21 protein-coding genes and 2 pseudogenes are annotated in these 24,995 nt (G+C 65.3%); 16 read left to right on the forward strand and 7 right to left on the reverse strand.

Going from position 1 to position 24,995, the window contains the following annotated elements; all coding sequences use genetic code 11:
- Window positions 1–157: 157 nt before the first annotated feature.
- On the reverse strand, window positions 158–1,090 hold the full coding sequence (locus K9U37_RS13980) for a TauD/TfdA dioxygenase family protein (protein ID WP_243072191.1): 933 nt from the start codon (window positions 1,088–1,090) through the stop codon (window positions 158–160).
- A 42-nt stretch (window positions 1,091–1,132) separates the two neighbouring features.
- Window positions 1,133–2,092, reverse strand: coding sequence for a TauD/TfdA dioxygenase family protein (locus K9U37_RS13985; protein WP_372489573.1), 960 nt, complete (start codon window positions 2,090–2,092; stop codon window positions 1,133–1,135).
- A gap of 199 nt (window positions 2,093–2,291) precedes the next feature.
- On the opposite strand from K9U37_RS13985, the gene K9U37_RS13990 reads away from it, so the two are divergent.
- The 10 genes and pseudogenes from K9U37_RS13990 (at window position 2,292) to K9U37_RS14040 (ending at window position 14,201) form a co-directional block, all read left to right on the forward strand.
- Window positions 2,292–3,053, forward strand: coding sequence for an IclR family transcriptional regulator (locus K9U37_RS13990; RefSeq protein ID WP_243072192.1), 762 nt, complete (start codon window positions 2,292–2,294; stop codon window positions 3,051–3,053).
- Window positions 3,054–3,220: 167 nt separating this feature from the next.
- Window positions 3,221–4,303: an ABC transporter substrate-binding protein gene (locus tag K9U37_RS13995; protein ID WP_372489521.1), complete on the forward strand. Its 1,083-nt coding sequence runs from the start codon at window positions 3,221–3,223 to the stop codon at window positions 4,301–4,303.
- The gene (locus K9U37_RS14000) at window positions 4,300–5,103 is read left to right on the forward strand and encodes an ABC transporter ATP-binding protein (protein WP_243072193.1); all 804 of its coding nucleotides are present in this window, start codon (window positions 4,300–4,302) and stop codon (window positions 5,101–5,103) included. The genes K9U37_RS13995 and K9U37_RS14000 overlap by 4 nt, the downstream gene beginning before the upstream one ends.
- Window positions 5,096–5,977, forward strand: a complete 882-nt coding sequence (locus K9U37_RS14005; RefSeq protein WP_243072194.1) for an ABC transporter permease — start codon at window positions 5,096–5,098, stop codon at window positions 5,975–5,977. The genes K9U37_RS14000 and K9U37_RS14005 overlap by 8 nt, the downstream gene beginning before the upstream one ends.
- Before the next feature lie 35 nt (window positions 5,978–6,012).
- Window positions 6,013–7,344, forward strand: coding sequence for an LLM class flavin-dependent oxidoreductase (locus tag K9U37_RS14010; protein ID WP_243072195.1), 1,332 nt, complete (start codon window positions 6,013–6,015; stop codon window positions 7,342–7,344).
- 389 nt (window positions 7,345–7,733) lie between these two features.
- Window positions 7,734–9,071: an NtaA/DmoA family FMN-dependent monooxygenase gene (locus tag K9U37_RS14015; protein ID WP_243073377.1), complete on the forward strand. Its 1,338-nt coding sequence runs from the start codon at window positions 7,734–7,736 to the stop codon at window positions 9,069–9,071.
- Window positions 9,068–10,264, forward strand: coding sequence for an acyl-CoA dehydrogenase family protein (locus K9U37_RS14020; protein ID WP_243072196.1), 1,197 nt, complete (start codon window positions 9,068–9,070; stop codon window positions 10,262–10,264). The genes K9U37_RS14015 and K9U37_RS14020 overlap by 4 nt, the downstream gene beginning before the upstream one ends.
- A 171-nt stretch (window positions 10,265–10,435) precedes the next feature.
- Window positions 10,436–11,652 (forward strand): annotated as a pseudogene (locus K9U37_RS14030) (ISAs1 family transposase).
- Window positions 11,653–12,268: 616 nt separating this feature from the next.
- A complete protein-coding gene (locus tag K9U37_RS14035; RefSeq protein ID WP_243072198.1) occupies window positions 12,269–13,492 on the forward strand; it encodes a coiled-coil domain-containing protein in 1,224 nt (407 codons plus the stop codon).
- Between the two features lie 31 nt (window positions 13,493–13,523).
- Window positions 13,524–14,201 (forward strand): Fic family protein, encoded by a 678-nt coding sequence (locus K9U37_RS14040; RefSeq protein ID WP_243072199.1) that lies wholly within the window; start codon window positions 13,524–13,526, stop codon window positions 14,199–14,201.
- Window positions 14,202–14,231: 30 nt separating this feature from the next.
- Here K9U37_RS14040 and K9U37_RS14045 read toward each other — a convergent pair whose 3' ends face one another.
- Entirely contained in the window at window positions 14,232–14,822 is a 591-nt protein-coding gene (locus K9U37_RS14045) for a TetR/AcrR family transcriptional regulator (protein WP_243072200.1), read from the reverse strand.
- 68 nt (window positions 14,823–14,890) lie between these two features.
- Between K9U37_RS14045 and K9U37_RS14050 the strand changes: the two genes are divergently transcribed.
- Both K9U37_RS14050 and K9U37_RS14055 read left to right on the forward strand, forming a co-directional pair.
- Entirely contained in the window at window positions 14,891–15,691 is an 801-nt protein-coding gene (locus tag K9U37_RS14050; RefSeq protein ID WP_243072201.1) for an alpha/beta fold hydrolase, read from the forward strand.
- A gap of 196 nt (window positions 15,692–15,887) precedes the next feature.
- Window positions 15,888–16,544, forward strand: a complete 657-nt coding sequence (locus K9U37_RS14055) for an ABC transporter substrate-binding protein (protein WP_243072202.1) — start codon at window positions 15,888–15,890, stop codon at window positions 16,542–16,544.
- 440 nt (window positions 16,545–16,984) lie between these two features.
- Here the strand turns inward: K9U37_RS14055 and K9U37_RS14060 are convergent, their stop codons facing one another.
- From K9U37_RS14060 to K9U37_RS14075, 4 genes are all read right to left on the reverse strand, one after another.
- The gene (locus K9U37_RS14060) at window positions 16,985–17,551 is read right to left on the reverse strand and encodes a hypothetical protein (RefSeq protein ID WP_243072203.1); all 567 of its coding nucleotides are present in this window, start codon (window positions 17,549–17,551) and stop codon (window positions 16,985–16,987) included.
- 197 nt (window positions 17,552–17,748) lie between these two features.
- Window positions 17,749–17,904: a hypothetical protein gene (locus tag K9U37_RS14065; protein ID WP_243072204.1), complete on the reverse strand. Its 156-nt coding sequence runs from the start codon at window positions 17,902–17,904 to the stop codon at window positions 17,749–17,751.
- Between the two features lie 127 nt (window positions 17,905–18,031).
- A complete protein-coding gene (locus K9U37_RS14070) occupies window positions 18,032–19,018 on the reverse strand; it encodes a hypothetical protein (RefSeq protein WP_243072205.1) in 987 nt (328 codons plus the stop codon).
- 278 nt (window positions 19,019–19,296) lie between these two features.
- Window positions 19,297–19,569 (reverse strand): hypothetical protein, encoded by a 273-nt coding sequence (locus tag K9U37_RS14075; protein WP_243072206.1) that lies wholly within the window; start codon window positions 19,567–19,569, stop codon window positions 19,297–19,299.
- A gap of 144 nt (window positions 19,570–19,713) precedes the next feature.
- On the opposite strand from K9U37_RS14075, the pseudogene K9U37_RS14085 reads away from it, so the two are divergent.
- From K9U37_RS14085 to K9U37_RS14100, 4 genes and pseudogenes are all read left to right on the forward strand, one after another.
- Window positions 19,714–20,930, forward strand: a pseudogene (locus K9U37_RS14085) (ISAs1 family transposase).
- A 621-nt stretch (window positions 20,931–21,551) separates the two neighbouring features.
- Window positions 21,552–21,863 (forward strand): hypothetical protein, encoded by a 312-nt coding sequence (locus K9U37_RS14090; protein ID WP_243072207.1) that lies wholly within the window; start codon window positions 21,552–21,554, stop codon window positions 21,861–21,863.
- Window positions 21,864–21,920: 57 nt separating this feature from the next.
- The gene (locus K9U37_RS14095) at window positions 21,921–22,391 is read left to right on the forward strand and encodes a Uma2 family endonuclease (RefSeq protein WP_243072208.1); all 471 of its coding nucleotides are present in this window, start codon (window positions 21,921–21,923) and stop codon (window positions 22,389–22,391) included.
- Window positions 22,392–22,401: 10 nt separating this feature from the next.
- Complete coding sequence (locus K9U37_RS14100) at window positions 22,402–24,960, forward strand: SEC-C domain-containing protein (protein ID WP_243071555.1); 2,559 nt, start codon at window positions 22,402–22,404, stop codon at window positions 24,958–24,960.
- Window positions 24,961–24,995 lie beyond the last annotated feature (35 nt).

Consider the following 24,995-nt stretch of genomic DNA (forward strand, 5'->3'; position numbering starts at 1 on the left):
CCCGCTCGGGCCACAACACCTGCGAGGGTGAACCCCGTTATCGCAGCACCACTTTGCCGTCTTCGCCGACCTTGGCTTCGCCCGTCGACGAACGGGCCGACGCGATCACCGCGGTCTGGGCGAACAAAAGTATCGGGGATCGTCCACCGCCGTGTCATCAGGAGCCCGTGAATTGGGCGCCGGAGATCGCGACCGACGGCGCCCCGTCGACGCCGACCGGGATGTCGCCCTCGATGGTGGTCCGGTAGAGCACCCGCGCAACGTCGAGATGATTGACATCGCCGGGCGCCAGATGGGCGGTCGCACGGTTGTCCCAGACCGCGATGCTGCCCTCGCGCCACCGAAATCGCACCGTGTAGGCCGAGTTGGTCACCTCGTCGAAGAGCAGATCGAGCAGGGCGTCGCTCTGCCGTCGGCTGTAACCGACAATCCGGCTGGTGAACCCGGGCTGGACGAAGAGGATTTTCTCACCGGTCGCCGGATGCACCCGCACCACCGGATGTTCGGAGACGAGCGGGGTCTTGGCAACCTTCTCGCCGTATATGCTGCCCTCCTCGAACACCGGGTGTCGACCACCGAAACGGTGTTCCGCGCGCAATCCGTCGACCAGATCCTTGATCGAATCGGGCAGTCCCGCATAGGCCGCCACCAGGTTGGTCCAGCTGGTGTCGCCGCCGCGGACCGGTGTGTTGCCGGCGCGCAGGATCGAGACCGCGGGCGGATTGACCAGAGCGGTAACGTCGGTGTGCCATTCGTTGGTGTAACTCGCCGCCTTGACCCCGAACTTCCGCTCGTAGTCGCGGTTGTCGATCTTCAGGATCTCGGGGAAGTCGGCGGGCGCATCGTCGTCATAGGGATGCGAGGCGGTCACCGGGCCGAAGGTCCGCGCGAAAGCGATCTGCTGCGCGTGATCGACGTGTTGGTCGCGGAAGAACAACACCTTGTACCGATGAAGGCCTTCTACCACGGCCTCGGCCAGCTCGACGTCCAGCGGCGCGGTCAAATCGATGCCGGAGACTCCGGCCCCGATATGACCGGCGACGGATGCGAAGTCGAGTGTGGTGGCGGTGATGTTGTCGGTGATGGTCATGATTGCTTCCCTCGTTTCTGTGGGCTGGTGTTCTCGGTGCTGTCAGGCGGTACCGGCGTAGAAGGGTCCACCGGAGATCGAACGGGACTGAACACCCCCGACACCGAGCGGGATGTCACCCTCGACGGTCGTGCGGTGCAGCACCCGGACGACGTCGAGATGACCGAGATCGGTTGGCGCCTGATGGATCGTGGCGCGGTTGTCCCAGATGCCGACGCTGTTCGGGGTCCACCGGACACGGACGGTATAGGCCGGGTTGGTGATCTCGGCGAACAGCAGGTCGAGCAGACGATCGCTCTGCGAGGCACTGAGGCCGATGATCCGGCTGGTGAAGCCGGGATTGACATAGATCAGCCTCTGGCCCGTGACCGGGTGAACGCGTACCACCGGGTGCTCGCTGATGATCGGGGTCTGCTCGGTGAGTGCGGCGGCCTCGGACTGCTTCTCCCAACGCTTTTCGCGTCCACCGAACCGGTTCTCGGCATACAGTCCTTCGAGAAAGCGTTGGAGTGAGGTCGGGAGATTGTCGTAGGCCGCGCCCAGATCTGCCCACGTGGTGTCGCCTCCGACATCGGGGACGAGCTCCGCGCGCAGCACGGTGATCGCAGGCGGGTTGATCAACGCGGTCACGTCCTGGTGCCAGAAGCTCGCGTAACTGTACTGGCGCGATCCGGCCCGACTAGCGTAGGTGCGTGAATCCACTGTCAGCACTTGCGGATATCCGGCAGGCGACTTGTCCGTATAGCCGAGCGGATGGGCATCGGTCACCCGACCGAAGTACTCGGTGAACTGGACCTGCTGCGCGTGATCGATGGCCTGGTCACGGAAGAACAGCACCTTGTATTCGTAGAGCGCCTCGGCGAGGGCTCGCTGGGTCGGCGACCCTTGCTTCTGGGTGAGGTCGATGCCGGATACTTCGGCACCAATGTGTCCCGCGATGGGAGCGACATCAATCGACTGTTGTGGCGTCGCGATCCGCGCTGAGGTTTCTGTAATCGTCACGGTCGTGCTCCTTTCAGAGATTAAATGTTTCACCGCCAACAGCGGCCTGAGGTGAACAATCAAGGGTGCGGTAATCAAAAATCCAGACCCACTTCCACATCGTGGAATCACAGCCGGTATTCACCAGAAACCCCGGTGAACAGATCACGGCGCGCACAATCCTTCAGTAAGCCGGCGGGAGCGAACAGGCTCGGGGACTATGGACACTGGTGACACGACGTCGCTGCGACCGCGGACGGGGTCGCAGGCGATCGAGCGAGCGATCTCCGTGCTCTACGCACTCGAGAGCGCCGACCATTTCGTCCCGATCAGCGAACTGGCCTTCCGCGTCGGGCTCCCGGTGAGCACCACCCACCGGATCGCCCAGGCACTCGTCCGGGGACGTCTGCTGACCCAAGACCCGCAGACCGACTGCTATGGGATCGGCGACGGACTGCTGACGCTGGCCACCTCGACCAACCGGCGGATCGATGTCGAGGCCGCGGCCCCCCACCTGCACGCACTGTCGTCACAGATCAGGATCACCGCGAGTCTCGGCATCGCCGAGGATGATCAGGCTGTGACGGTCTACTCCGCGCGCCCGCCCGTCGCGTTCTGCCGCCACCAGATCCCTCAGCCGCGTGCCCCGCTCGACACCACGGCGATGGGCCGCGCGATCGTCGCCTTCGCCGGCCGGCGTGCTCGCCGCGACGGCCACGCACCCGCCATCGACACGGCTCGGCGCCGCGGATACGCCCTCTCCGACCCTGCCGACGTCACCGCGATCGCGGTTCCGGTGTTCGACGCCGGCGGCCGCGTCCGGGCCTCGGTGAGCGTGCAGGCCCTCAGTGTTCGCCTCAATCCATCGCTGATCTCTCAGATTTATCCGGTGATGCGTAGCACCGCGGCGATGCTGTCCGACTCGGTCACCGAAGCCTCGCAACGGATGGACTCGGCGGCGCTTTTATGCAGTACGATTTAATTGGTTCGCATATTCCACGTCGTGAAATAGCGTGCTGCCGCAAGCGACCGGCGTATTCACGATTTCAGCACCAAGCACAATGTCACCATCAACCGGTCGACAATGCACCTCAGGCCGGTCAAATTCCGCGCCGCAACCGATCTCCGCGGCGAGTCGAACGGACCCTCGTGAACCACCCACCATCGCGACGAACACGAGTCGTCGCCGCACTGACCCTGGCGCTGTCGTTGGGATTGCCGGCCACCGCGTGCGGGTCGTCGTCCGATGAGGCGACCATCACCTCCGACGGCAAGACCGAACTGCGGTATCTGAGGTCGCCCGCGTCGGTCCAATTCCCGGAACTGGCTGCCGATCTCGGCTACTTCAGCAAGGTCACCCTCAAGTCCGTGGGTGAGACGACCAGCGGACCGCAGTCGATCCAGGCCACCGCCACAAACGACTCCGACTTCGGGTCGGCGTTCAACGGCGCGATCGTCAAACTCGCCTCGGCGGGATCCCCGATCACCGCCGTCGTCGACTCCTACGGCGCCGACGCTCAGACGTTCAACGGCTTCTACGTCCTCGACAGCGGGCCGATCCGCGATGCCCGCGACCTCATCGGCAAGAAGGTCGGCGTCAACACCCTGGGCGCGCACTCCGAGTTCGTGATCCGCGAATGGCTGGCACGTGAAGGTCTTTCGAAAGACGAGATCGCTTCAGTGCAGCTGCTGGTGGTCCCGCCGATCAACACCGAAACAGCTCTCCGCGAAGGACAGATCGATGCCGGCAACTTCAGCGGTATCTTCCAGGAACGCGCCCTGCAGAAGGGTGGTGTGCGGGTCCTGTTCACCGACAAGGTCTTCGGTGACTTCAGCTACGGCAGCTACGTCCTTCGCAACAACTTCATCAAGAAGAACCCCGGGGCCGTCAAGGACTTCGTGCAGGGCACCGCCCGCGCGATCCGCTGGACCCAGGTCACCCCGCGCGCCGATGTGGTCGCGAAGTTCAAGGCCATCATCGCTAAACGCGGTCGCGGCGAAGACCCGGCGCTCGCCGACTACTGGAAGAGCTCGTCGATCCCCACGCCCGGTGGCGTCATCAAGGAGGAGGAGATCCAGCTCTGGATTGACTGGCTGGTCCGCAACGGCGAGCTCAAGGAAGGCCAGAATACCGCGACCGACCTGTTCACCAATGATGACAACCCGTACGCCAACGGCACCTACCCACCCGAATCAGGCCCCGAGGGCACACCTGTGGAGGGGGCACCATGACAACCTCCAAGCTCGAACTACGTTCGGTCCGAAAATCGTATCCGGCAGCAGGCAAACCCGACTTCGTCGCGGTCGACGACATCACCATCGCCGCCGCCGCGGGCGAGTTCCTGGTCCTCGTCGGCCCCAGCGGCAGCGGCAAGTCCACGCTGCTCGACCTCATCGGCGGCCTGACGACACCGACCTCCGGCGAGATCCTCCTCGACGGGCGCCCCATCACCGGCCCTGGACTCGATCGCGGTGTCGTCTTTCAGCAGTACGCGTTGCTCCCATGGCGCTCGGCGCGGGCCAACGTGGAGTTCGGCCTGGAAGCCGAGGGAATCGCGCGCCGACGCCGCAAGACCATCGCCGACGAGTACCTGCATCTGGTCGGGCTCGACGGCTTCGGCGACCATCTGCCACACGAACTGTCGGGCGGTATGAAGCAGCGGGTCGCCATCGCGAGGAGCCTCGCCTACGACCCCGAGGTCCTGCTGATGGACGAGCCGTTCGCGGCGCTCGACGCCCAGACCCGCGAGTCACTCCAAGACGAGCTGCTCCGGATCTGGAAGGCGACGGGCAAGACCATCCTGTTCATCACCCACGGCATCGACGAGGCCATCTACCTCGGTCAGCGGGTGGCCGTTCTCACCGAACGCCCGGGCCGCATCAAAGAGATCCTGCCGATCGACATCGACCGGGAGTCCGTCGACGACCTCCGCTCGTCGGAACAGTTCCGCGACTGCCGGCACCGGATCTGGTTGTCGTTGCGGCCGGAAGTGGAAAGCACGAACCGGAATGGAGTCGCGGCCCATGTCTAATGTCACCCTGGAGACGCTTTCACAGTCGATATCAGAGGTCTGCCCCGATTCGCAGACGATCCCGATACCCGAGACCGCCAAGCGGCGCAAGCAGGTGGGTCGGGCCATTGTCGGCGCCGTCAACTCGGTGCTGCGGGCGACGATCGTGCTGGCGCTACTGATCGCCTTCTGGGAGATCGCGCCGCGGGTCGGAATCGTCGACAAGACCTTCCTGCCACCGTTTTCCGCCGTGATCAACGCGCTGGTGGACCTGGCCAAGAGCGGTCAACTGACGGAACACATCTCGGCGAGCGTCGGCCGCGCCCTGCAGGGCTTTGTGGTCGCAGTCGTGGTAGCGGTGCCGCTGGGCATCGTCATCGGGTGGTACCGGCCGGTGGCACAGCTGCTCAATCCGGTCCTCGAGTTGTTCCGCAACACCGCGGCCCTCGCGCTACTGCCCGTGTTCGTCCTGATCCTCGGCATCGGCGAGACGTCCAAGGTTGCGCTGGTGATCTACGCCTGCATCTTCCCGATCCTGCTGAACACGATCTCGGGTGTTCGCACGGTGGATCCGCTGCTGATCAAGTCCGCAAGGTCGCTGGGTCTTTCGTCGTTCCGGTTGTTCCAGAAGGTGATCCTTCCGGCCGCGCTCCCGACGATCTTCACCGGCATCCGCCTCTCCGCGGCCGCATCGATCCTGGTTCTGGTCGCAGCCGAGATGGTCGGAGCCCAGTCCGGGATGGGGTATCTCATCATGGCGAGCCAGCTCAACTTCCAGATCCCCCAGATGTACGCCGGCATCCTCACCATCGCGCTCGTAGGGTTCATCTTCAACTTCGTGCTGGTGCTGATCGAACGCCGGTTCTCCCGGTGGCGCACACCGTCCAGCCAGTGACAATCATTCGCCAACTACAGTTTCAGGAAGAGAACATGCCTCGCACATTGCATATGAACGCATTCGTCATGGGAGTCGGTCACCACGAAGCCGCCTGGCGCCATCCACGCACCGCCGAACATCGTGTTCTCGACGCCCAGCACTTCGTCCGGCTCGGGCAGATCGCCGAGCGCGGCAAACTTGATTCGATCTTCCTCGCCGACGGTCTGGCGATCGGACCCAACATCCGGCGCAACACGCTGGCCATCTTCGAACCGATCACGCTGCTCTCGGCCATCGCCGGTGGGACCAGCCGGATCGGCCTGATCGGCACGGCGTCAACCGGTTACAACCACCCCTACACGCTGGCGCGGGCCTTCGCGTCGCTCGAGCACATCAGCGGCGGCCGGGCGGGGTGGAACATCGTCACCTCCGGCAACCTCCAGGAGGCCCTGAACTACGGTCTCGACGCGATCCCCGAGCACGCCGGCCGCTATCGCCGGGCCCAGGAGTTCGTCGACGTCGTCACCAAGCTCTGGGACAGCTGGGACGACGACGCGGTGGTGCTCGATGTGGCCGCCGCCGTCTTCGCCGATCCCGATCGCATACGCAGCATCGATCATGTGGGAGAGCATTTTTCGGTCAAGGGCCCGCTGAACTCACCACGGTCGCCCCAGGGCCGTCCGGTGCTGGTGCAGGCCGGATCCTCAGAGGACGGCAAGGAGCTCGCCGCCCACTACGGCGAGGTGGTGTTCACCGCCCAGCGAACCATTCCCGAGGGACAGAGTTTCTCCAGCGACCTCAAGGGCCGGTTGGCGAAATACGGCCGGAATGTCGACGAACTGCAGATCCTGCCCGGCCTGGTGCCGTTCATCGGGAGCTCCGAGCAGGAGGCCAAGGCCCTCGAACGCGAGTTCACCGACCTCATCTCCCCCGATTACGCCCTGGGCCAGCTCTCGGCGTTCTTCAACGTCGACCTCACCGGTCTGCCCCTCGACGCGCGGCTGCCCGAGTTGCCGCCGGAGTCGCAGATCGAGGGCAACAAGAGTCGTTCGACACTGGTCCGGCAGCTCGCCGCGAAGGGCGACCTGACGATTCGGGAGCTCATCGGTCAACTCGGCGGCGGCCGCGGGCACCGCAGCATCGCCGGCACCCCGGAACAGATCGCCGACGACATCATCGCCTGGGTCGACGCCGGTGCGGCCGACGGTTTCAACATCATGCCGCCCTACCTACCCGGCGGATTGGACGACTTCGTCGACCAGGTGGTCCCGATCCTACAGGCGCGCGGGCGTTTTCGTACCGAATACACCGAGAAGACCCTGCGCGGTCACTACGGTCTGGATGTTCCCTCCGCATCGGAGTCGCGGGCAACGACTTCGGCGTGACGGCGGTCGCTGCCGCGCGACACGCACTGCGGTCGCTCACGGCACGGTGGCAGTCGGATAATCCTGCTCGGGCTGGCCATAGCAGCGCGCGGGTACTGGCACGCCAGAAGAGTTTCCCCTCGCTGTCCCGCTCGCGTGCGGGCAGCTCGATTTCGATGTCCGCATATTCGTCACCACCACCCGCCGCTACCGAACAATCACCATTCACGCTGGGACACAAACCATTACCGATCGTCCGGATTCGTCCGAACTTGTACTCACGCGGATTCGATCGGATGCATATCGCGGGCGGCGTCCGTACCGTTCGGTCAGACGATCGTGTAACGGATTGACATTCTTGATGAATCGGAGTTCATGTGAGCAAGCCCCTACAGTTTTCCGCGTTCGTGATGAACACCACCTCACACGTCCAGCACGGCGCGTGGCGCCTCCCCGAAGCGCGACAGACCGACTTCAACTCACTCGACCACTGGGTGTCGCTGGCGAAGACCCTGGAAGCAGGAAAATTCGACTTCATCTTCTTCGCCGATGTGGTCGGTCTGTACCCTGACTACCAGGGATCGTGGCGCAAATTCGTCGAGTCCGGGCTACAGATCCCCAGCAACGACCCGTCGGTCATCGCATCGGCGATCGCCTACGCGACCGAGAATCTCGGCATCGCGATCACCAGCTCTGTGCTGCAGGCCCACCCGTTCGATTTCGCGCGCAAGATGTCCACCCTGGACCATGCCTCGAACGGTCGCATCGCATGGAACATCGTCACGAGCCCCATGCGCAACGCGTGGCGCAACTTCGGCTACGACGAGATCACCGCGCACGACGACCGCTACCTGTGGGCCGACGAGTATGTCGACGTGGCCTACAAGCTGTGGGAGGGGTCGTGGGACGACGACGCGCTGCTCCAGGACAAGGTCTCCGGTCTGCACGGCGACTTCGACAAGGTGCACAAGATCAACCACGACGGCAAGCGGTACCGCGTCGAGGGACCGCACCTGGTGTCACCGTCCCCGCAGCGGACGCCGGTGCTGTTCCAGGCCGGGTCCTCGCCGGCGGGTCGCCGCTTCGCCGCCCGAAACGCCGAGGCCCAGTTCATCCTGTCGCCTACACCGCAGGCGGCGAAGGGCTTGATCGACGACACCCGTCGGCTGGTGGCCGAGGCCGGGCGGCATCCCGAGGACCTGCAGTTCTTCCAGGGGCTGTCGTTCGTCATCGGCAGCACCGAAGAGGAGGCAGCGCGTAAGGCGGCCGAGCTGGACGAGGTGCTCGACCCGTCGTCGTTCATCGCGCATATTGCCGGCAGCCTCGGCTACGACCTGGGGTTCCACGACCTCGACACCCCGGTCGGGGAGATCGAGACTCAGGGCCTCCGGAGCGTGTTGGCCTGGTTACACGAGGCCGTACCGGATCGTGAACCCACCGTTCGCGACCTGGCCGCACTGTGGGGCAAGAACGGCAGGGTGGTGGGCACCCCCGAGAGCATCGCCGACACCCTTGCGACGTGGCAGGCGGCAGGCGTCGGCGGGATCAACGTGGTGAACTCGACGATCCCGGGCAGCTACGAGGAGTTCATCGATCACGTGCTGCCGGTGCTGCGGGACCGCGGGTTGGCCAAGCGTAACTACGCCGAGGGCACAGCGCGTCGCAAGGCCACCGGTCGTGATCGACTTCCCGACACCCATCCTGCAGCCGCATACCGAGGCGCCTTCGCACCTGTGATCGCGTCATGACCCTCGATGTGACAACCGCATTCGACGCCGCATCGAATGCCGATCTGTGGCAACGAATCTCCGCCGATGCGGCCGGCCGGGAGCGGCGGGGCGCGGACCCGCGCGAGCAGGTGGAATGGGTTCGCGACCACGGCCTGACCGCACTGACGTTGCCGCCCCGGCTCGGTGGACCGGGCGGTTCGATCCGCGACCTGCTGGGCGTCATCATCGATCTCGCGCGCGCCGACCCGATCGTTGCGCACATACTGCGGGCGCACTACGTGCAGATCCAGCAGATCGCACGGATCCCCGACGCCCCGGTGCAGCGACGATGGGCCGCGGAGGTGGCGGCCGGCAAGATCTTCGGTAACGCCTACAGCGAGCGTACCGGCAAGGCGGGCACCACGTCGTTCGAGACCTCGCTTCGTCCGGTCAACGGGGGTTGGTCGCTCAACGGTGCCAAGTTCTACAGCACCGGCACCGCTTTCGCGGACTGGGTGACGGTGGGTGCGCGGCTCGACGAGCGCCGCGTCGCGTGGGTGAACATCCCGGTGGATCGCGACGGCGTGCGCATCGACGACGACTGGGACGGCATCGGGCAACACCGCACCGGTACCGGGTCGACGACTCTGACCAACGTGCTGGTGACCGAGAGTGACTTCCTGCTGGTGTCCGACCTCGATGACCGCCCGGTGGCCTCGGACTTGCCGCTGGCGCAGCTCTACCTGCAAGCGATCATGGCAGGGATCCTGCATGATGTGGTCGATGACGCAGGCGAATTGATCCGCGGCCGCACCAGGACTTTCGACCACGCACCCACCGACCGCCCGTCCGACGACCCGGTGCTGCTGCAGACGATCGGCCGGTTGTCCGCGGCCGCTTACACCGCACGGGCCGCGGTCCTGACAGCGGCCGACGACATCGATAGCGCGTACGAATCGGTGCGCAACCAAGCGCCCGACGCCCGCCTGTTCGCGCAGGCATCGCTGTCCGCGGCCCGGGTCAAGGTGCACGTCGACGAGACCGCCCTCACAGCCGCGGCGTCGATCTTCGAGGTGGGCGGCGCGTCGTCCGCCAGTCGGTCGAAGAACCTCGACCGACACTGGCGCAACATCCGAACGCTCACCTTGCACAACCCGACGTCTTACAAGGCGGTGGCGATAGGGAACCTGGAGGCCAACGGAGAACCGTTGCCCGCCAACGGATATTTCTGACGACAGACAACCACACCTCAACCACACCCAGGGCTCCGGCGTTGTTGATTTACGGGTCCGTGACCTGGGCTGATGGTTATTCGGTGACACGCCGTCGAGGCTGGTGAGCAGGCACGGGCGGTCCGAGGACGATGGAGTTGCTCAGACCTCATCGATCACTCGGAGTTGCCCGTGCCTGCCCTGTCAGTATCACCCGTGGACTCGATCACCGAGGCGTTGGCTCGCTGGCAATCCGGCGAACGCGTCCGTGTGCTGCGCACCGAGCTGTTGGACGTGCTGGCGCAGGTTCCTGATCCACGTGATGCACGTGGCGTGAGGTACTCATTGATTTGATGGCGCTGTTGGCGGTGGCGATCCTGGCTACGGCGGCCGGCATGCGCTCCTACGCGGGGTTCGCCACGTGGGCAGCGAGTGCACCGCAGGATGTTCTCGCGCAGTTGGGTATTCGGTATCGACGCCCGAGCGAGAAGACGTTTCGGACCGTACTGTCGCGTCTGGATGCCGCCGACCTGGACCGCCGCCTCGGTGCATACTTCACCGCGCTGGCTGTCGCGCAGTCCGCCGCCGGCGACGCGCTGTTGGTGGTGGCGCTGGATGGCAAGACGTTGCGAGGAGCACGCCGCGCCGGAGCGGCGGCGGTCCATGTGGTGTCGGTGTTCGCCCATCACGCCCGGCTGGTGCTCGGGCAGCTCGCCGTCGCGGACAAGAGCAACGAAATACCCTGCGTCCGTGCGCTACTCAGACTGTTTGGGCACGTCCGGCTCCTGGTGACCATCGACGCAATGCATACCCAGACCAAGACCGCCAAGCTGATCTGCAGCACCCTGAAATCCCACTACCTGATGACGGTGAAGTCGAATCAGCCCAGCCTGCTGGCCCGCATCAAGGCCATGCCGTGGGCGCAGGTGCCAGTTACCTTCGCCGAGCCGTCCGAACGCGGTCACGGCCGCATTGAAACACGAACACTCAAGACACTGACCGCATCCCGCGGAATCGGGTTTCCCTACGCCAAGCAGATCGCCGAGGTCACCCGTGAACGGGTCGTGACTGCCACCGGTGTTCGCTCGATCGAGACTGTCTATGCCATCTGCAGTGTTGCGTTCGAACAGGCCCCACCCAAGCTGATCGCCTCCTGGCTGCGCCGGCACTGGGGCATCGAGAATTCGGTGCACTGGGTACGTGATGTCAGTTACGACGAGGACCGCTCGACCGTGCGCACCGGCACCGCGCCCCAAACCATGGCCGCTCTACGTAACACCGCCATGAATCTGCACCGCCTCGCCGGAGCCACCAACATTGCCGAAGCCTGCCGCACAACGGCATTCAGCAGCAACAACGCCCTGCAACTCTTCACGAATCCACATATCCCCAGCTCACAGGCATGCTAATCAACAACGCCGGAGCCCTGCAACCACACCCACGAGAACCGGGTCGTGTAGTAACACGACCCAACCTGGCGCTTCCACGTTTACCCAGGTCAAACCACAAATCCGCGCACTCGTGTGCCCACGATCTCCGGAAGTCGGGGTGGGAGGAGACCAGTGAACATGTCAGGTCCGGGCGAGAAACCGTTCGATATCTCGAAACGTCTGGTGTGGGCCCACGACGCCTACTACAACCTGCTCCGATTCATCGACCTACCCGACTTCGTGATTGGCGACAACTGGGACGACTACGGAGCCAGACCTTCCGCTTGCAGGCGCAGTCACCACGCCGCTCACGGGAACGGCTCGTCTCCGTGAGCGGTTGGACTCCGTGGCCGCTAGTCGGATGGTATGTCCGCGCAATGGGGTGTGGTTGGGCAACCCTCTCAATGTGGCGGTTTCCTGGAAACGACAGCCGCGTAGGCGCGCGCGGCGACACATGGAGTCGCGGTTCCGCCCACTTCCGCCAAATCGGATGAGACGCCCTCTCCCCCGGTCTCCCCCGGTTTCGTTACGTCGCTTTCGTTTCGTTACGTATCGATCTTCCGGTTCGGGGACGAAACGGCCTAGGATGACAGGTATGAGCGATCTCCCCGACGCGCCGGGCGCCACTCGGGATCGGTGCAGCTACCCGGGCTGCACGCGGCCTCGCCGGCCCGATCCGGCGACCGGTCGCCCGTCGCGGTACTGCGAGCACGCCGACGCGACCGGCGGGCCGGTGCACAATCGGGCATCTGCCTGGAAAGCGCGCCGGGCGCATCAGGGCGCAGGGGCGGTGCACGACGATCCCGGAACTGCCGCCGCGCCGGTGTCGATGGCCCGCGCGACCCTTGATCAACGGCTGGCTGAGTTGCCCGACAGGGTCGCCGATCTTCGCTCCTACCTCGATGAGGTTGTCGCGATCATGCGGGCTGCCGGAGATATCGAGGCGGCAGGTGCGGAGGTCGAGGACGCGCACCGCGACGCGCTCTCCAAGATCACCGAAGCCGAAGGCCGCGCCGCGACTGCCGAACGGGCAGCCCGGCTCGCCGAAGATCGCGCCCAGCAGGCCGAGCGTGACCGCGAAGAAGCTGACCTTCTGGCCGATGAAGCGGCTACCGAGGCTGCGCGGGTCCGTCAGGAAACGCAGAACGAGCTCGCCGCCATGCGAGCACAAGCCGCCGCCGCGGTGGCCGCAGCCGAGCAGCGGCTGGCCGAGGCGGTTGCAGAACACCGCGAGCAGCTCAAGATCCGCGACACTGAGCTCCGGCAAGCACAGCAGGAGGCCGCCGCAGCCCGCGTCGAGGCCGCCTCCGCAGCCGCGGGACAGCAGGCAGCCGACGACACCGCTGCGCGCGAACGCGACAACGCGGTCCAACTACGCCGCGAACTCGACGCCGCCCGGGTTGAGGCTGACCAGACCCGTCAACGACTCCAAGGCGAACTCGACGCGGCCCGTGAGTCCACTCAACAGGCCATCGCCGAGACCGCAGCGCTTCGGGTACAACTAGCCACCACCCGCGCGGAGGCTGACTCTGCACACCAGGTCGCCGACTATCAACAGGGCATCGCGGCGGCCGCGACCCGCGACCTTGAGCGGACCCGCGAGGACACCAGGGCGGAACGAGAAGCATTGCGCGCAGCGCACACTGAGCAGCTCGCGCAAGCGCAGCGCAACGCCGACGATCGAGTGCACGCACTGACCGAAGCCCTCGCGGTGGCGCAAGCTGCCGCCGAGGCATTCCGCACCCAGCTGCCATCAGGCCAGGCCCCCCCGGCCAAACAACCACCAACGAAACGCTCAGCCCCCCGCAAAAGCGGATAGCCCAACCCCCATCCAGACAGGATCGGAAGCCATGGCCACGCTCACCGTCGCCGACCTTGCCGCGGTTGTGTACTCCTGCGGCAAAGTGTTCGACGGCCTATCCACTGCTCGGCTCGACACCGAAAACTTCCTGCGCTCAGGAAGTCTCGATGGGGTCGCCTCGCGTGCCGACCTTGCGCTCCTGCAGGATCTCCGCGATGCAGCGCAGTTCGTCATCGACCATGCCGGCCACACGGTCGACGCCGCTTTCGTCCGAGCTGTCAATGCCTCGATGACCCGAAGCGGAGCTTTGCATCCAGGTCAGCTGCGGACGCAAGAGCAATTGATCGGTGTGGCAACACCGTACGGGCGACACACCCCCGATGCCCTCACCGAAGAGGAGCTGCAGGCGTTGCTCGACACAGCCGCCCGAGGCGGTGACGTCGGGGAGAACGCGCTCAACCTGTTCGTAGACCTGGCGAAGGCCCAGCCCTTCGAGGACGGCAACAAGCGCACCGCGGTGTTCGTGGCCAACAGTCTGCTCATCAGCTCCGGTGCCGGTCTGCTGCTGACGATCCCTGTCGACGACAATGATCCCAGCGTCGCCCGAACCTTCAACGACCTGCTGGCACGGGCCTACCTCTACGGTGAAACCGAAGCCGTGAAGGCACTGTTACGCAGTCGAGGCCTGACGCCCTTCGAGCCGCACAACCGAAGCGATCGGCGTTAGCCTCGGCATGTTTCGCCGCATTCTCTCCGCTTAGCGGAGTCCTTCGACCAGGCGACGCACGGCTGCACCAATGTCATGGCGGGCTTGAAGCGGATTTTCTGCTCCGGCTATCGCCGCCACTGCCTGATTGCTGAGTCCCATGAGGAGCACTGCAAGGGGTGCCACCGGCTGGGGGGCGAGCATGCCGTGCTCGAGGAGGCGGACTAGGCCAGCCTCGATGTTGGCGATGGTGTATCGGGCATTGCGTTCCTGCCATCTCTGCCAGCCGAGCACGGCCGGGGCGTCGACAACACGGATGCGCTGAAGGGGCTCATCGATCGCGGAGTCGAGTACCGCGTCCCATCCGGCGAGAAACACCGACCACGGATCCTCGCCTCGCTCGACGGCCGCCTTGGCCGCGGCACGGACCCGAGAGCTCACCTTCTGGTCGGCGCGGTCGAACACCTCTTCAAAGAGCGCCGCTTTGTCTTCGAAGTGGTGGTATAGCGAGCCGCGGGTCACGCCGCTGCGACGGACGATCTCCTCGGTACCGGTCTGGTGATACCCGCGCTCGCCGAACAACTCCGCTGCAACCGCGACGAGCCGTTCGCGTGAGTCCTGTTTCCCCTTGACAACCTCCATACAGTTTGTATGGTATCACCGTACAAACTGTATGGAGATGCAAAATGCTTGGGTCGCGACCTGATCTGGTGTCCACCCGCCTTGGCCGCCTGCACGTTGGGCGGGCTGGCTCGGGCCCGCCGACGGTGTTGTGGCACAGCCTGTGGGTCGATTCGCGCAGTTGGGGTCCGCTGGTCGACGCGTTCGCCGCGCACCGGCACGTTGTGACAATCGACGGTCCCGGATACGGCCGCAGCAGTCCAATACACCGCGACTTCACACTCGATGAATGCGCGCAAGCCGCCGGCGAGGTGCTCGATCACCTCGGTATCACCGAGCCGGTGGATTGGGTGGGCAATGCGTGGGGTGGTCATGTCGGCATCACGCTGGCGGTTGCCCAGCCGCACCGATTGCGCAGCCTGGTGACCATCGCAGCACCGGTCACTCCGGTCAGTCGCCGCCAACGGTGGACGAAAACGTATCCACTCGCGCTGCTGTACCGGCTGCTGGGCCCGAACCGCTTGCTCACCAAGATCCTGTTCGATGTGCTACTCGGTTCCGAAGCGATTGCGGCACACCCTGATCGGGCCGCGGAGATGATGCGTGCCTTCAGGGCAGCCGACCGTGAATCAATAAGGCGCACGATCCGATTCATGCACAGCTGGCGCCCCCTCACCGATAAACTTCCCGCTGTCACCGTTCCCACCCTGCTGATCACCGGCGACCTTGGCGACCAGCACTGGCGACCAGCCGACGCCCAAGTCGCCGCCGCAACGATGCCCAACGCGCGAGCAGTGGCCGTCACCGGCGCCGGACACCTCGGCCCACTGCTGCTCGACGTCGATCAAATCGCCAGTACCGTCATCGAATTCTGGAAATCGCTGCCATAGCGCACCTAGAGCACCGGCCATGACGGTACGGGGTACCGGGGTACAAGGACGATCACAGCGAATCTGTTCCGCTGATTGACGTCGAGCTGAGCTGGGGAACCGGCTCGAGCTGATTCGGCACGTGGTGGTAGCACCTCGTTGGAGATGCGCTTATCGTCTTGGCGCGGGTTTCTGGCAACAGCAGGTCAACGACCTCATGGCGGGTACCGGCGGTTTAGGCGGTCTCAACGTGCCGCTGGACTCACCGACGCCGAGCCCGACGCTGCCGCCGTTCCCAGCCCCTCAGGTGCTCAGCTGGAATGGTTCTCCCTCGCAGGTTCCGCAGTACCCGCCCTACATTCCCGAGCAGGACATGAACACCTCATCTGGGATGCCGAGCTCAACGCTGGACGGCATCCACGATGACGGCGGCGTCATACTTCAAAAGCCTGGCGAGTTAGGGCCGCCGCCATACCCGATGGGCCCGCAGTACAGCGAGTCTCCGCCCGGATTGGGGAGGCCGGCTGGCCGGTCGGGTGAGGGAGCAGAGGAAGCCGACGCCTCGGATGCCGCGTTGCGCAGGACACGCGAGGCGCTAAACCAAGCAGATCAGGCCCAGGCGCAAGCCATCACCGAGGCGCACACCGCTGATGCCAGTCCAAGACGCAACTTCAGCGGATCCAACAGGAGATCCAGGCCGGTGTTGCGGCCATGCAGCCAGGCCTGGGTACGGGAGCTCGGCGAGGAGCAGCTCCCCGAGCTCCTCGACCGCAAGGCGTCGCAGGCCAAGCAGGTCGCCAGTAATGCTCAAGCCATGTCGGCGCGTCTGGCGATGACCTTCCAGGCCGTAGGCAACCGGTTCGAAGAAGCCTAGAGGCGCTGTTGTCGGTCGAGAGATCCACTATTAGGAGACCATATTCCCGATATGGGCTCGAATAGTGGAGGTTGGGGCCGTCGTCGTCGCGGGTGCGGTCCTGGTCCGGGGTGTTGAGGTCACGCTGATGGTTCTCCAGGGTTAGGCGCTCGCGGATTCGCACTGCGCGGTGTTGCGCTTCGGCGTTGGGGTAGCCGAGTTCCTCGACGACCGACGGCGTGGGGTTGAGGAGCAGGCTCCACCCGGGCTCTCGGCCGCGGGCCTTCATCCGTTGGGCGGCCGCTTCGGCACGGGCTTTGGCTTCGGGACTTTCGGCGGCCATCCGCAACTCCAGGGTGAGCGCGGACAGCTCAGCTTGTTTGGCGTCGAGCTCGTCGCGCTGCTCGAAGGGCCGCGGGTGGGTTGGACAGCAGGTCGTCGAGTTCGGCTCGCTGGCGGTCCTAGTCGCGTTGCAGATGCGCGTGGAGTTCTGGCAGCCCGGTGTAGAGGTTTTCGATACGTCGGAGCAGACCGAGCTGCTTGGGGCCTGACATGTCACTGCCCAGTGTTGATCCGGCGCCGAGCAGGTCGGCCGCCTCGATCTCTGTGGTGCGCGAGGGCACGGCGAGCCGCAGGAGCAACATGTCGTGGGTGAGGTCGCGGGCGCCGAGGACCTCGACGCCGTTGATGGAGGCGCCGATCGGTTCGTAGCGGCTGCCCCCACGGTCCTTGCTGGCCATGTAGGCGCGCCGGCAGGCTCCAGCGAGCGCCGCTGCGGCCCCAGGTCGGTCGGTGAAACTCTCGGTGCCGATGACAATGCGGTGGCGGCCGTCGCCACGGTCGGCCGCGGCGGCGGCCGCCGGAGCGATCTGCTCGATGTCGGTCTGCTTGACGGGGATTGCGCGTTCGAGGACGCGTACCTGCCAGTCGCGGCTACGTACGGACTGTTGGTGGGCGCGCTCTAGGGCGCTATGGCCGACTGAGTCGTCAATGCCCGGGTCAATTCCGCGAGTACCTGTGCCGGACAAACCCGGGTCGGTCGTCTGGGACTGCCTGAGAGTGCCCGATTTCGTGGTCGCGCCCGATCTTGGGGTGATGATCGACGAGCCTCTGCGGTGCCGGGTGACGTATGGCTGGGGTGTGGCGCCCGTCCTATGGGATGGTGAGTTGCGATCTCCCGCCTCGGTTTTGGCGTCAAACGGCAGACTGATGGGCTAACTCCGATTCACGACAACCCGAAGCGTTTGCGTAACTCTTCGCCGCTTACCGTGTTACCGGCCGCGTAGTCCTCGTCGGCTCGTCGCAGTTCTTGAACGAGCTTGCGGTCGGCATCCGGATCGGCCGGGTCGAACGCTTCATGGTCGGAGCTCCCGTCACTCACGTCCGCCATTCTGTGGCCCACGTCAGCACTGTGGCCATCCGCAAGTTCCGTTGGGCCGAACAAAAGAAGGTGAGTGCAGGTTTCCCGGAGATCGGGGCCAAGACGGCGAGCGTCTTGAGTCCAGCCGCTATAGCGCACGACAGAGCCGCTCATCGGATGGAAGCTGGCGTAGCTGCCGGACTTCTCTCATCAGGCCAGCAGGCCCGGGCAACTCACGTTTGTGCGCCATCTGGGACCGCAGCCTCTCAGGGATGAGCTCAACACGGTTGGGTGTCTTCCACAGCTCGATCGTTTGCAGCATCCAGTAGGCGGCGAATTCAGCGATCAACAGCGCCTCGAGGACGAGCACCCAGTCGCTCCAACCCGTGACCAGAAGACGCATGCCAATCACGAGTACCAGTGTGATGAACATCAGGCCCGCGATGACCTGGTAAAGGCGAAGATAGCGGTTCGGATGCGGAGCGCGAGATGTCGCCGGTTGCTGGTGCACCAAGAACGCCGTGATGCATACGGTGGCAATAATCGCCAGGAACATCATGATCGCCGCCGCGTTGTGGGCCTGCGCATCGAATACGTGGCGGAAGAAGACGAAACCGATTATCCCCACGGCCACTGCGAAGCGAAGTGTCCATACGGCCGCGTCTCCACCCAGGCTTCGCCGCCTGCCGGTGTCGGTACTGCGGTATAGCAGCCACGACGCCAGGCGCGCGAACACCAAAGCAATGATGATCGCCCACACATTGTTGGTGATCGCTGCTTCCCACTTGGCCCACGGCCCCGCCCCACCACATAACCGCTCGGGCATGCCAGTCGGCACGAACGCGACGATGAAGGCCAACATGCCAGCCAGATTCAGCAGAGCATCCTCGGTGTCACTGCTGCCCCGGTACACGATCATCTGGACGCCGATCGCACAGAGCGAAGCGATGAAGACGCTGTGCGCCGATGTGTAGTAGTACGCGCTGATAGACCCTTGCCAGCAGTGAGAGCTGATCGCGGCGCCAATGACGCCCGCCGCGAGCATTACGACCATCACGACCATGCCGCCACGCAGGTATCGGTAGGTGTCCAGCGTGAGATCTCGGACTTGCTGTTCGGCTATTTGCCCGTCCATCAACGACCCCTTCAACCACAGCCAGGGCAAGTATCGTCGACCCTGCCAGCGGCAGTCCGGCTGGCGAGTCCCGGTTACTGAGTCCGCACAGATTTAGAGTCGAATCCTTCGTCGACCAATACCACGCCCTCGTGGGTGATCACATGCAGCTGCCCTGACCCGCCAGCAACCCGGCACCAGCTCGACGACTCCAGATACCCCTGACGCAAAGTGATGTGAAAGCCGCCGTACATCCCCGGCACCGCGAACCACACCGACTGCCCCGGCGACCTCATGCATCATCCCCACGGGGGGTAGCGCAATGCCGAACGAAGCTCTCCGCCGGAGTACCCGCGGTCCAGCTGCCCTTCGCGGATCCGACCGTCGATGACATCGCCCAATCGCTGATCCAGAATCGCGACCCGCCGATCATCAAGCGGGGACGGCGGTGGCGCCAGCATGTGGCCCAACGCGTCGGCATGCCCCCGCTCGACGGCGACATCTTGCGGGGTCCGGCCCTTTGCGTCGCGCAGCGAGCGCAAGGCGCCCTGCTCCAGCAGCGCCGACACCACCCAGGGCTCCGGCGTTGTTGATTTACGGGTCCGTGACCTGGGCTGATGGTTATTCGGTGACACGCCGTCGAGGCTGGTGAGCAGGCACGGGCGGTCCGAGGACGATGGAGTTGCTCAGACCTCATCGATCACTCGGAGTTGCCCGTGCCTGCCCTGTCAGTATCACCCGTGGACTCGATCACCGAGGCGTTGGCTCGCTGGCAATCCGGCGAACGCGTCCGTGTGCTGCGCACCGAGCTGTTGGACGTGCTGGCGCAGGTTCCTGATCCACGTGATGCACGTGGCGTGAGGTACTCATTGATTTGATGGCGCTGTTGGCGGTGGCGATCCTGGCTACGGCGGCCGGCATGCGCTCCTACGCGGGGTTCGCCACGTGGGCAGCGAGTGCACCGCAGGATGTTCTCGCGCAGTTGGGTATTCGGTATCGACGCCCGAGCGAGAAGACGTTTCGGACCGTACTGTCGCGTCTGGATGCCGCCGACCTGGACCGCCGCCTCGGTGCATACTTCACCGCGCTGGCTGTCGCGCAGTCCGCCGCCGGCGACGCGCTGTTGGTGGTGGCGCTGGATGGCAAGACGTTGCGAGGAGCACGCCGCGCCGGAGCGGCGGCGGTCCATGTGGTGTCGGTGTTCGCCCATCACGCCCGGCTGGTGCTCGGGCAGCTCGCCGTCGCGGACAAGAGCAACGAAATACCCTGCGTCCGTGCGCTACTCAGACTGTTTGGGCACGTCCGGCTCCTGGTGACCATCGACGCAATGCATACCCAGACCAAGACCGCCAAGCTGATCTGCAGCACCCTGAAATCCCACTACCTGATGACGGTGAAGTCGAATCAGCCCAGCCTGCTGGCCCGCATCAAGGCCATGCCGTGGGCGCAGGTGCCAGTTACCTTCGCCGAGCCGTCCGAACGCGGTCACGGCCGCATTGAAACACGAACACTCAAGACACTGACCGCATCCCGCGGAATCGGGTTTCCCTACGCCAAGCAGATCGCCGAGGTCACCCGTGAACGGGTCGTGACTGCCACCGGTGTTCGCTCGATCGAGACTGTCTATGCCATCTGCAGTGTTGCGTTCGAACAGGCCCCACCCAAGCTGATCGCCTCCTGGCTGCGCCGGCACTGGGGCATCGAGAATTCGGTGCACTGGGTACGTGATGTCAGTTACGACGAGGACCGCTCGACCGTGCGCACCGGCACCGCGCCCCAAACCATGGCCGCTCTACGTAACACCGCCATGAATCTGCACCGCCTCGCCGGAGCCACCAACATTGCCGAAGCCTGCCGCACAACGGCATTCAGCAGCAACAACGCCCTGCAACTCTTCACGAATCCACATATCCCCAGCTCACAGGCATGCTAATCAACAACGCCGGAGCCCTGCGACACCACCGACGCGGGAGCGCCGTGCCACGCTGCCTGGTGCACGGGTCCGGCGCGCCGCGAACGCGCGACAATCTGCGACCGTCGAAGCACAACTAAGTAAGTTGTTCATCAACACACGACAAGGGGGTGACTCACCGGTGAAGGACGGCCGCTGGGTCACGATCGCCGAGTCGCAGCTTGCTCACGAGAAGCAGGGCCTGGAGGCCGTCAAGCAGACGCTCGGGCGATCAGGTCGAGCTGGGCGTCCAGCGACAGTGGCCCGAAGTTGGCCCACGCGCGGAACGGCTCGGCGTCGGGGCGTCGTGGCGTTACCCGCAGACGTGCGACGCCGGCTGCATCTCGACGAGTCGGGGTGCGCAGGTCGAGATCACTGAACGTGAGGACTGCGTTCTCGAGCTTCGGCCGGCCCTACCGGTCCCGCCGATCAACGCTGGTTCTAGCAGGACCGCTGGCAGCAGCGCGAGAAGGAGGTCGACGAGCACGTGGCGGCTGGGCGGGTGACAGTGCACGACGACGGTAACGCCTTCCTTGGTCACCTCGATCAACTCGACGCCGAGCCACAATCCGGCGAACAGGCGGCCGAGCCCGAGACTCAGTCGTGAAGTTCGAGACCACTCCAGCGTTCGATGCGGACTATCGCAGGCTCAACGCCGAACACCGGACGGCCTTTCGGGACGCGGTCAAACCGAAGTTCGTCCCGGCATGCGACGCCTACGCCGCCGACCCGGCGACCCCATGTCCGCGATCACTGCGCGTCAAGTCAGTACAGGGCGCGCCGGGTGTCCTGGAGATGACGTGGCCATTTTCCAGTCCAGATGGCCGCGCCACATTCGAATTCGTCACCGTCAACGGCGAATTGCGGTGTCGATGGCGGCGCGTCGGAGAGCACGACGTCTTCGAGTCGCCGTAGGCCGCGCCGCGCGCAGTTGTTGTCGGTGGAGTCCACCAGACTGGGGCGTGATCGCCGTTGCGCGTATTCGAGTTCCAGGGCGAGAGGAGGCGGGCGGTGTCCGACCTTGCACACTTGCCGCGTGGTCTGCTGCGCGTTGAGCAGTGGGATGCGCTTGAACTCGACCCGACGCGACGGTGGGAACTCAGTGAGGGGACCCTCATCATGTCGCCGCGCCCGCAGCTGTGGCATCAGCGCCTTTCCAAAAGGCTCACCCGACTGCTCGACGATCACCTGCCGGATGGACTCGAGGCGGTTCCCGAGATCGAGGTGATAGCGAGAGCATCGTTCCCACCGAGTGTGCGTGATCCCGACATCGTCGTGATTCCAGATCGCGTTTTCGAGGGCCGCCCTGCCCGGGTCTCGGCAGCGGATGTCGTGCTCGTCGTCGAGATCGTATCGCCGGGCTCGCGTGGAACAGGCCACGTCATGAAGTCAGCAGTCGTACGGCTGGTGTCCGACGAGTGGGCACGAGATCGACTGGCGTAAGGTGTGCGCTGTGGCTCAGGCGTTCGATTCAGTCGCGGCCGTCTCGCGGATCCTGACCGAACACGGCCCACTGGACGAGGATGACGTCATTGCCCGGATCCGGGCCGAAGGGGACGACCCGGAGAAGCGACCGGGTCCCGTTATCAACGAAATACTCTGTCCGGCAAGGCAATTGACTGACGACCGGTGGGTATGGCTGCCGAAAGTGCTGCTCGGGCGGGTGTTCACGCACCGCGTTCGCGCAGACGAGGTGGCCTATGACCTGCTGACAGTGACCCCGGATCTGGACCCGATCACCGAGCTGTGCCTGCACGAGGGCTACCAGCAACTCGCCGACGGTTCACCGGTCAGCGTCGTATTGGCCGAATACGATCACCAACTGTTGCGACAACGGGGCATTCCGCCGGAGGTGATCGACCCGCTTGGGGCGCTGCTGCTGTTGCCGCCGGGCACGCTGAGCGGGTTGGGTGCGGCCGACGGCGATTTGGTCGGCGTTCGACTGTCCGTCTCCGGCTTGGTCATCGAGCGCGTCGCCGCGGTCCAGTCCCCGACCGACGTGGGCGAACGACTGGCCGCCACCCTCGACGCCGACAAGCCAACGTTCCTGGACTCCGCAGTGTGGACGGTGTGCGTCGACGACCCCGCAGTGTTCACCGAACCGTTGCCCCCGCTGCGCGACATCATCGAGGACTGTGGCCTCGTCCACGACGACGACTGGTTGGCACCGCCTGGGTTCGATTTCGAGCGATGGCGCTTCGAGCGAGACTGCGAGCGGCTGATCCGCCGGTACGGCCTCGAACCCGATGACGCGCTCACACTGAGGGCCCTGGTGGCGGTGTACGACCAGATGTCGGCGATCCTGGAAGCCGCGATCGGCGCGGACGAGGTGCCCGACGATTCGTCCGACGCGGCCGGCGACGACGAGACACCGCCGGATGATCCCGCCGGGTACCGCGCACTGGCGGCCGCGTTCGGATCCGCACTGAGCGACCCGCTGCTGGCCCAGCTGCTGGTGGACGAGACGGTGGGCCGCGGGGGTGCACCCGCCGCGCTCGGCCTTTTCGCCGAGACCCTCGAACCGCAGGTGGCGCGCACCGCCCGGGTGGCGTACCGCTGGCTGCGCGCGGTGGCGTTGGAGCAGATAGGCGACGTCGAGTCGGCCGAGCGGGAGTACCTCGCCGCGGAGTCGATGGACACCGACTGGCCGCCGACGCTGCTCGATCTGGCCCGCTTCGCCTCCGACCGCGGCGATGCCGAACGCGGGTTGGCCCTGCTGCGCCGCGCCGGCGCAGGGCCCGGTCATCCGCTGACGCGGATACTGGAGCAGCACCGCGCTACGCCACACACCGACCTCGGCCGCAACGATGCGTGCTGGTGCGGTTCGGGCCGCAAGTACAAGAAGTGCCATCTGGGGCACGAACAGCTTCCCCTGGACGACCGCGTCGGCTGGCTGTACCTCAAAGCCTGCCACCATGTGTTTCTCACCGACTGGCGGGAGCTGCTGGAAGAGGCGGCCGAGGCGCGCGCTGCCCATGGCTCCGCCGACGCGAAACTCCCTGCGGGAGTTGATGATCCGCTGCTGATCGACACTGTGCTCTTCGAAGGCGGTGCGTTTGCGGACTTCCTGGCCAAGCGTGGGTCACTGCTACCCGATGACGAACGGCTCTTGGCAGACCAATGGCTGCTCGTGGATCGTTCCGTGTTCGAGGTCGAGCAGGTGCACCGCGGACAGGGCATCGAGGTCCGCGATGTACGCACAGGAGACGTCGTTGAGGTGCACGAGCGGACGGCCAGCGGCCAGCTCCGACCGGGGCAGCTGATCTGCGCCCGCGTGGTGCCCGCCGGGCGGACCCACCAGTTCCTCGGCGGGGCGGAGCCGGTCGCCTTGCACGAACGCGACCGGCTCATCGATCTGCTCGACTCCGAGCCCGACCCGGTGGATCTGGTGGAGTTCCTGAGCCGCCGGTTCGCACCGCCGACACTGGTCAACACCGAGGGCGACGCCCTGACGATGTGCGAGGCGACCGTGAAGATCGGCGACTCGGCGCGGATCGAGGCTTTGCTCGACGACGCGTTCGACCGGGCTGACGACGAGCCGCACTGGATCGAACACGTCACCACCGACGGAATGCAGCGAATCAGCGCCACCGTGGCGCTCGAGGGCGACCAGCTGAGGGTGCACACCAACAGCGAGCAACGGATGGACCGCGTGCTGGCGGTACTGACACGCCTCGACCCGTCGGCGACGCTGCTCGACGACGTCCGCCAGCCCGTCCGCGATGTGCACGAAGCCGTCGGACTGGCTCAGCAGATGCCCACGCCTGGCGCGGGGGCGTTCGATCCCGACGACCCGCAGATCGCCCAGACGCTCGACGGGTTCATCCGCGAATACGAGACGGCGTGGCTCGATGAACCCATTCCCGCCCTCGACGGTCACACCCCGCGGCAGGCCGCCGAGGACCCCACCCGACGGGCCGACCTGATCAAGCTGCTGGACAGCTTCCCCGTGGCCGACGGCAGCACCGGTATGGACGCCGACCGGCTGCGCGCCGCGCTGGGCCTGCAATAGCGCCGTCGGCTATCCGGCGACGTCTCGTCGTCGTC

It is taken from the genome of Candidatus Mycolicibacterium alkanivorans (assembly GCF_022760805.1).
GTDB classification, from domain to species: Bacteria; Actinomycetota; Actinomycetes; order Mycobacteriales; family Mycobacteriaceae; genus Mycobacterium; species Mycobacterium alkanivorans.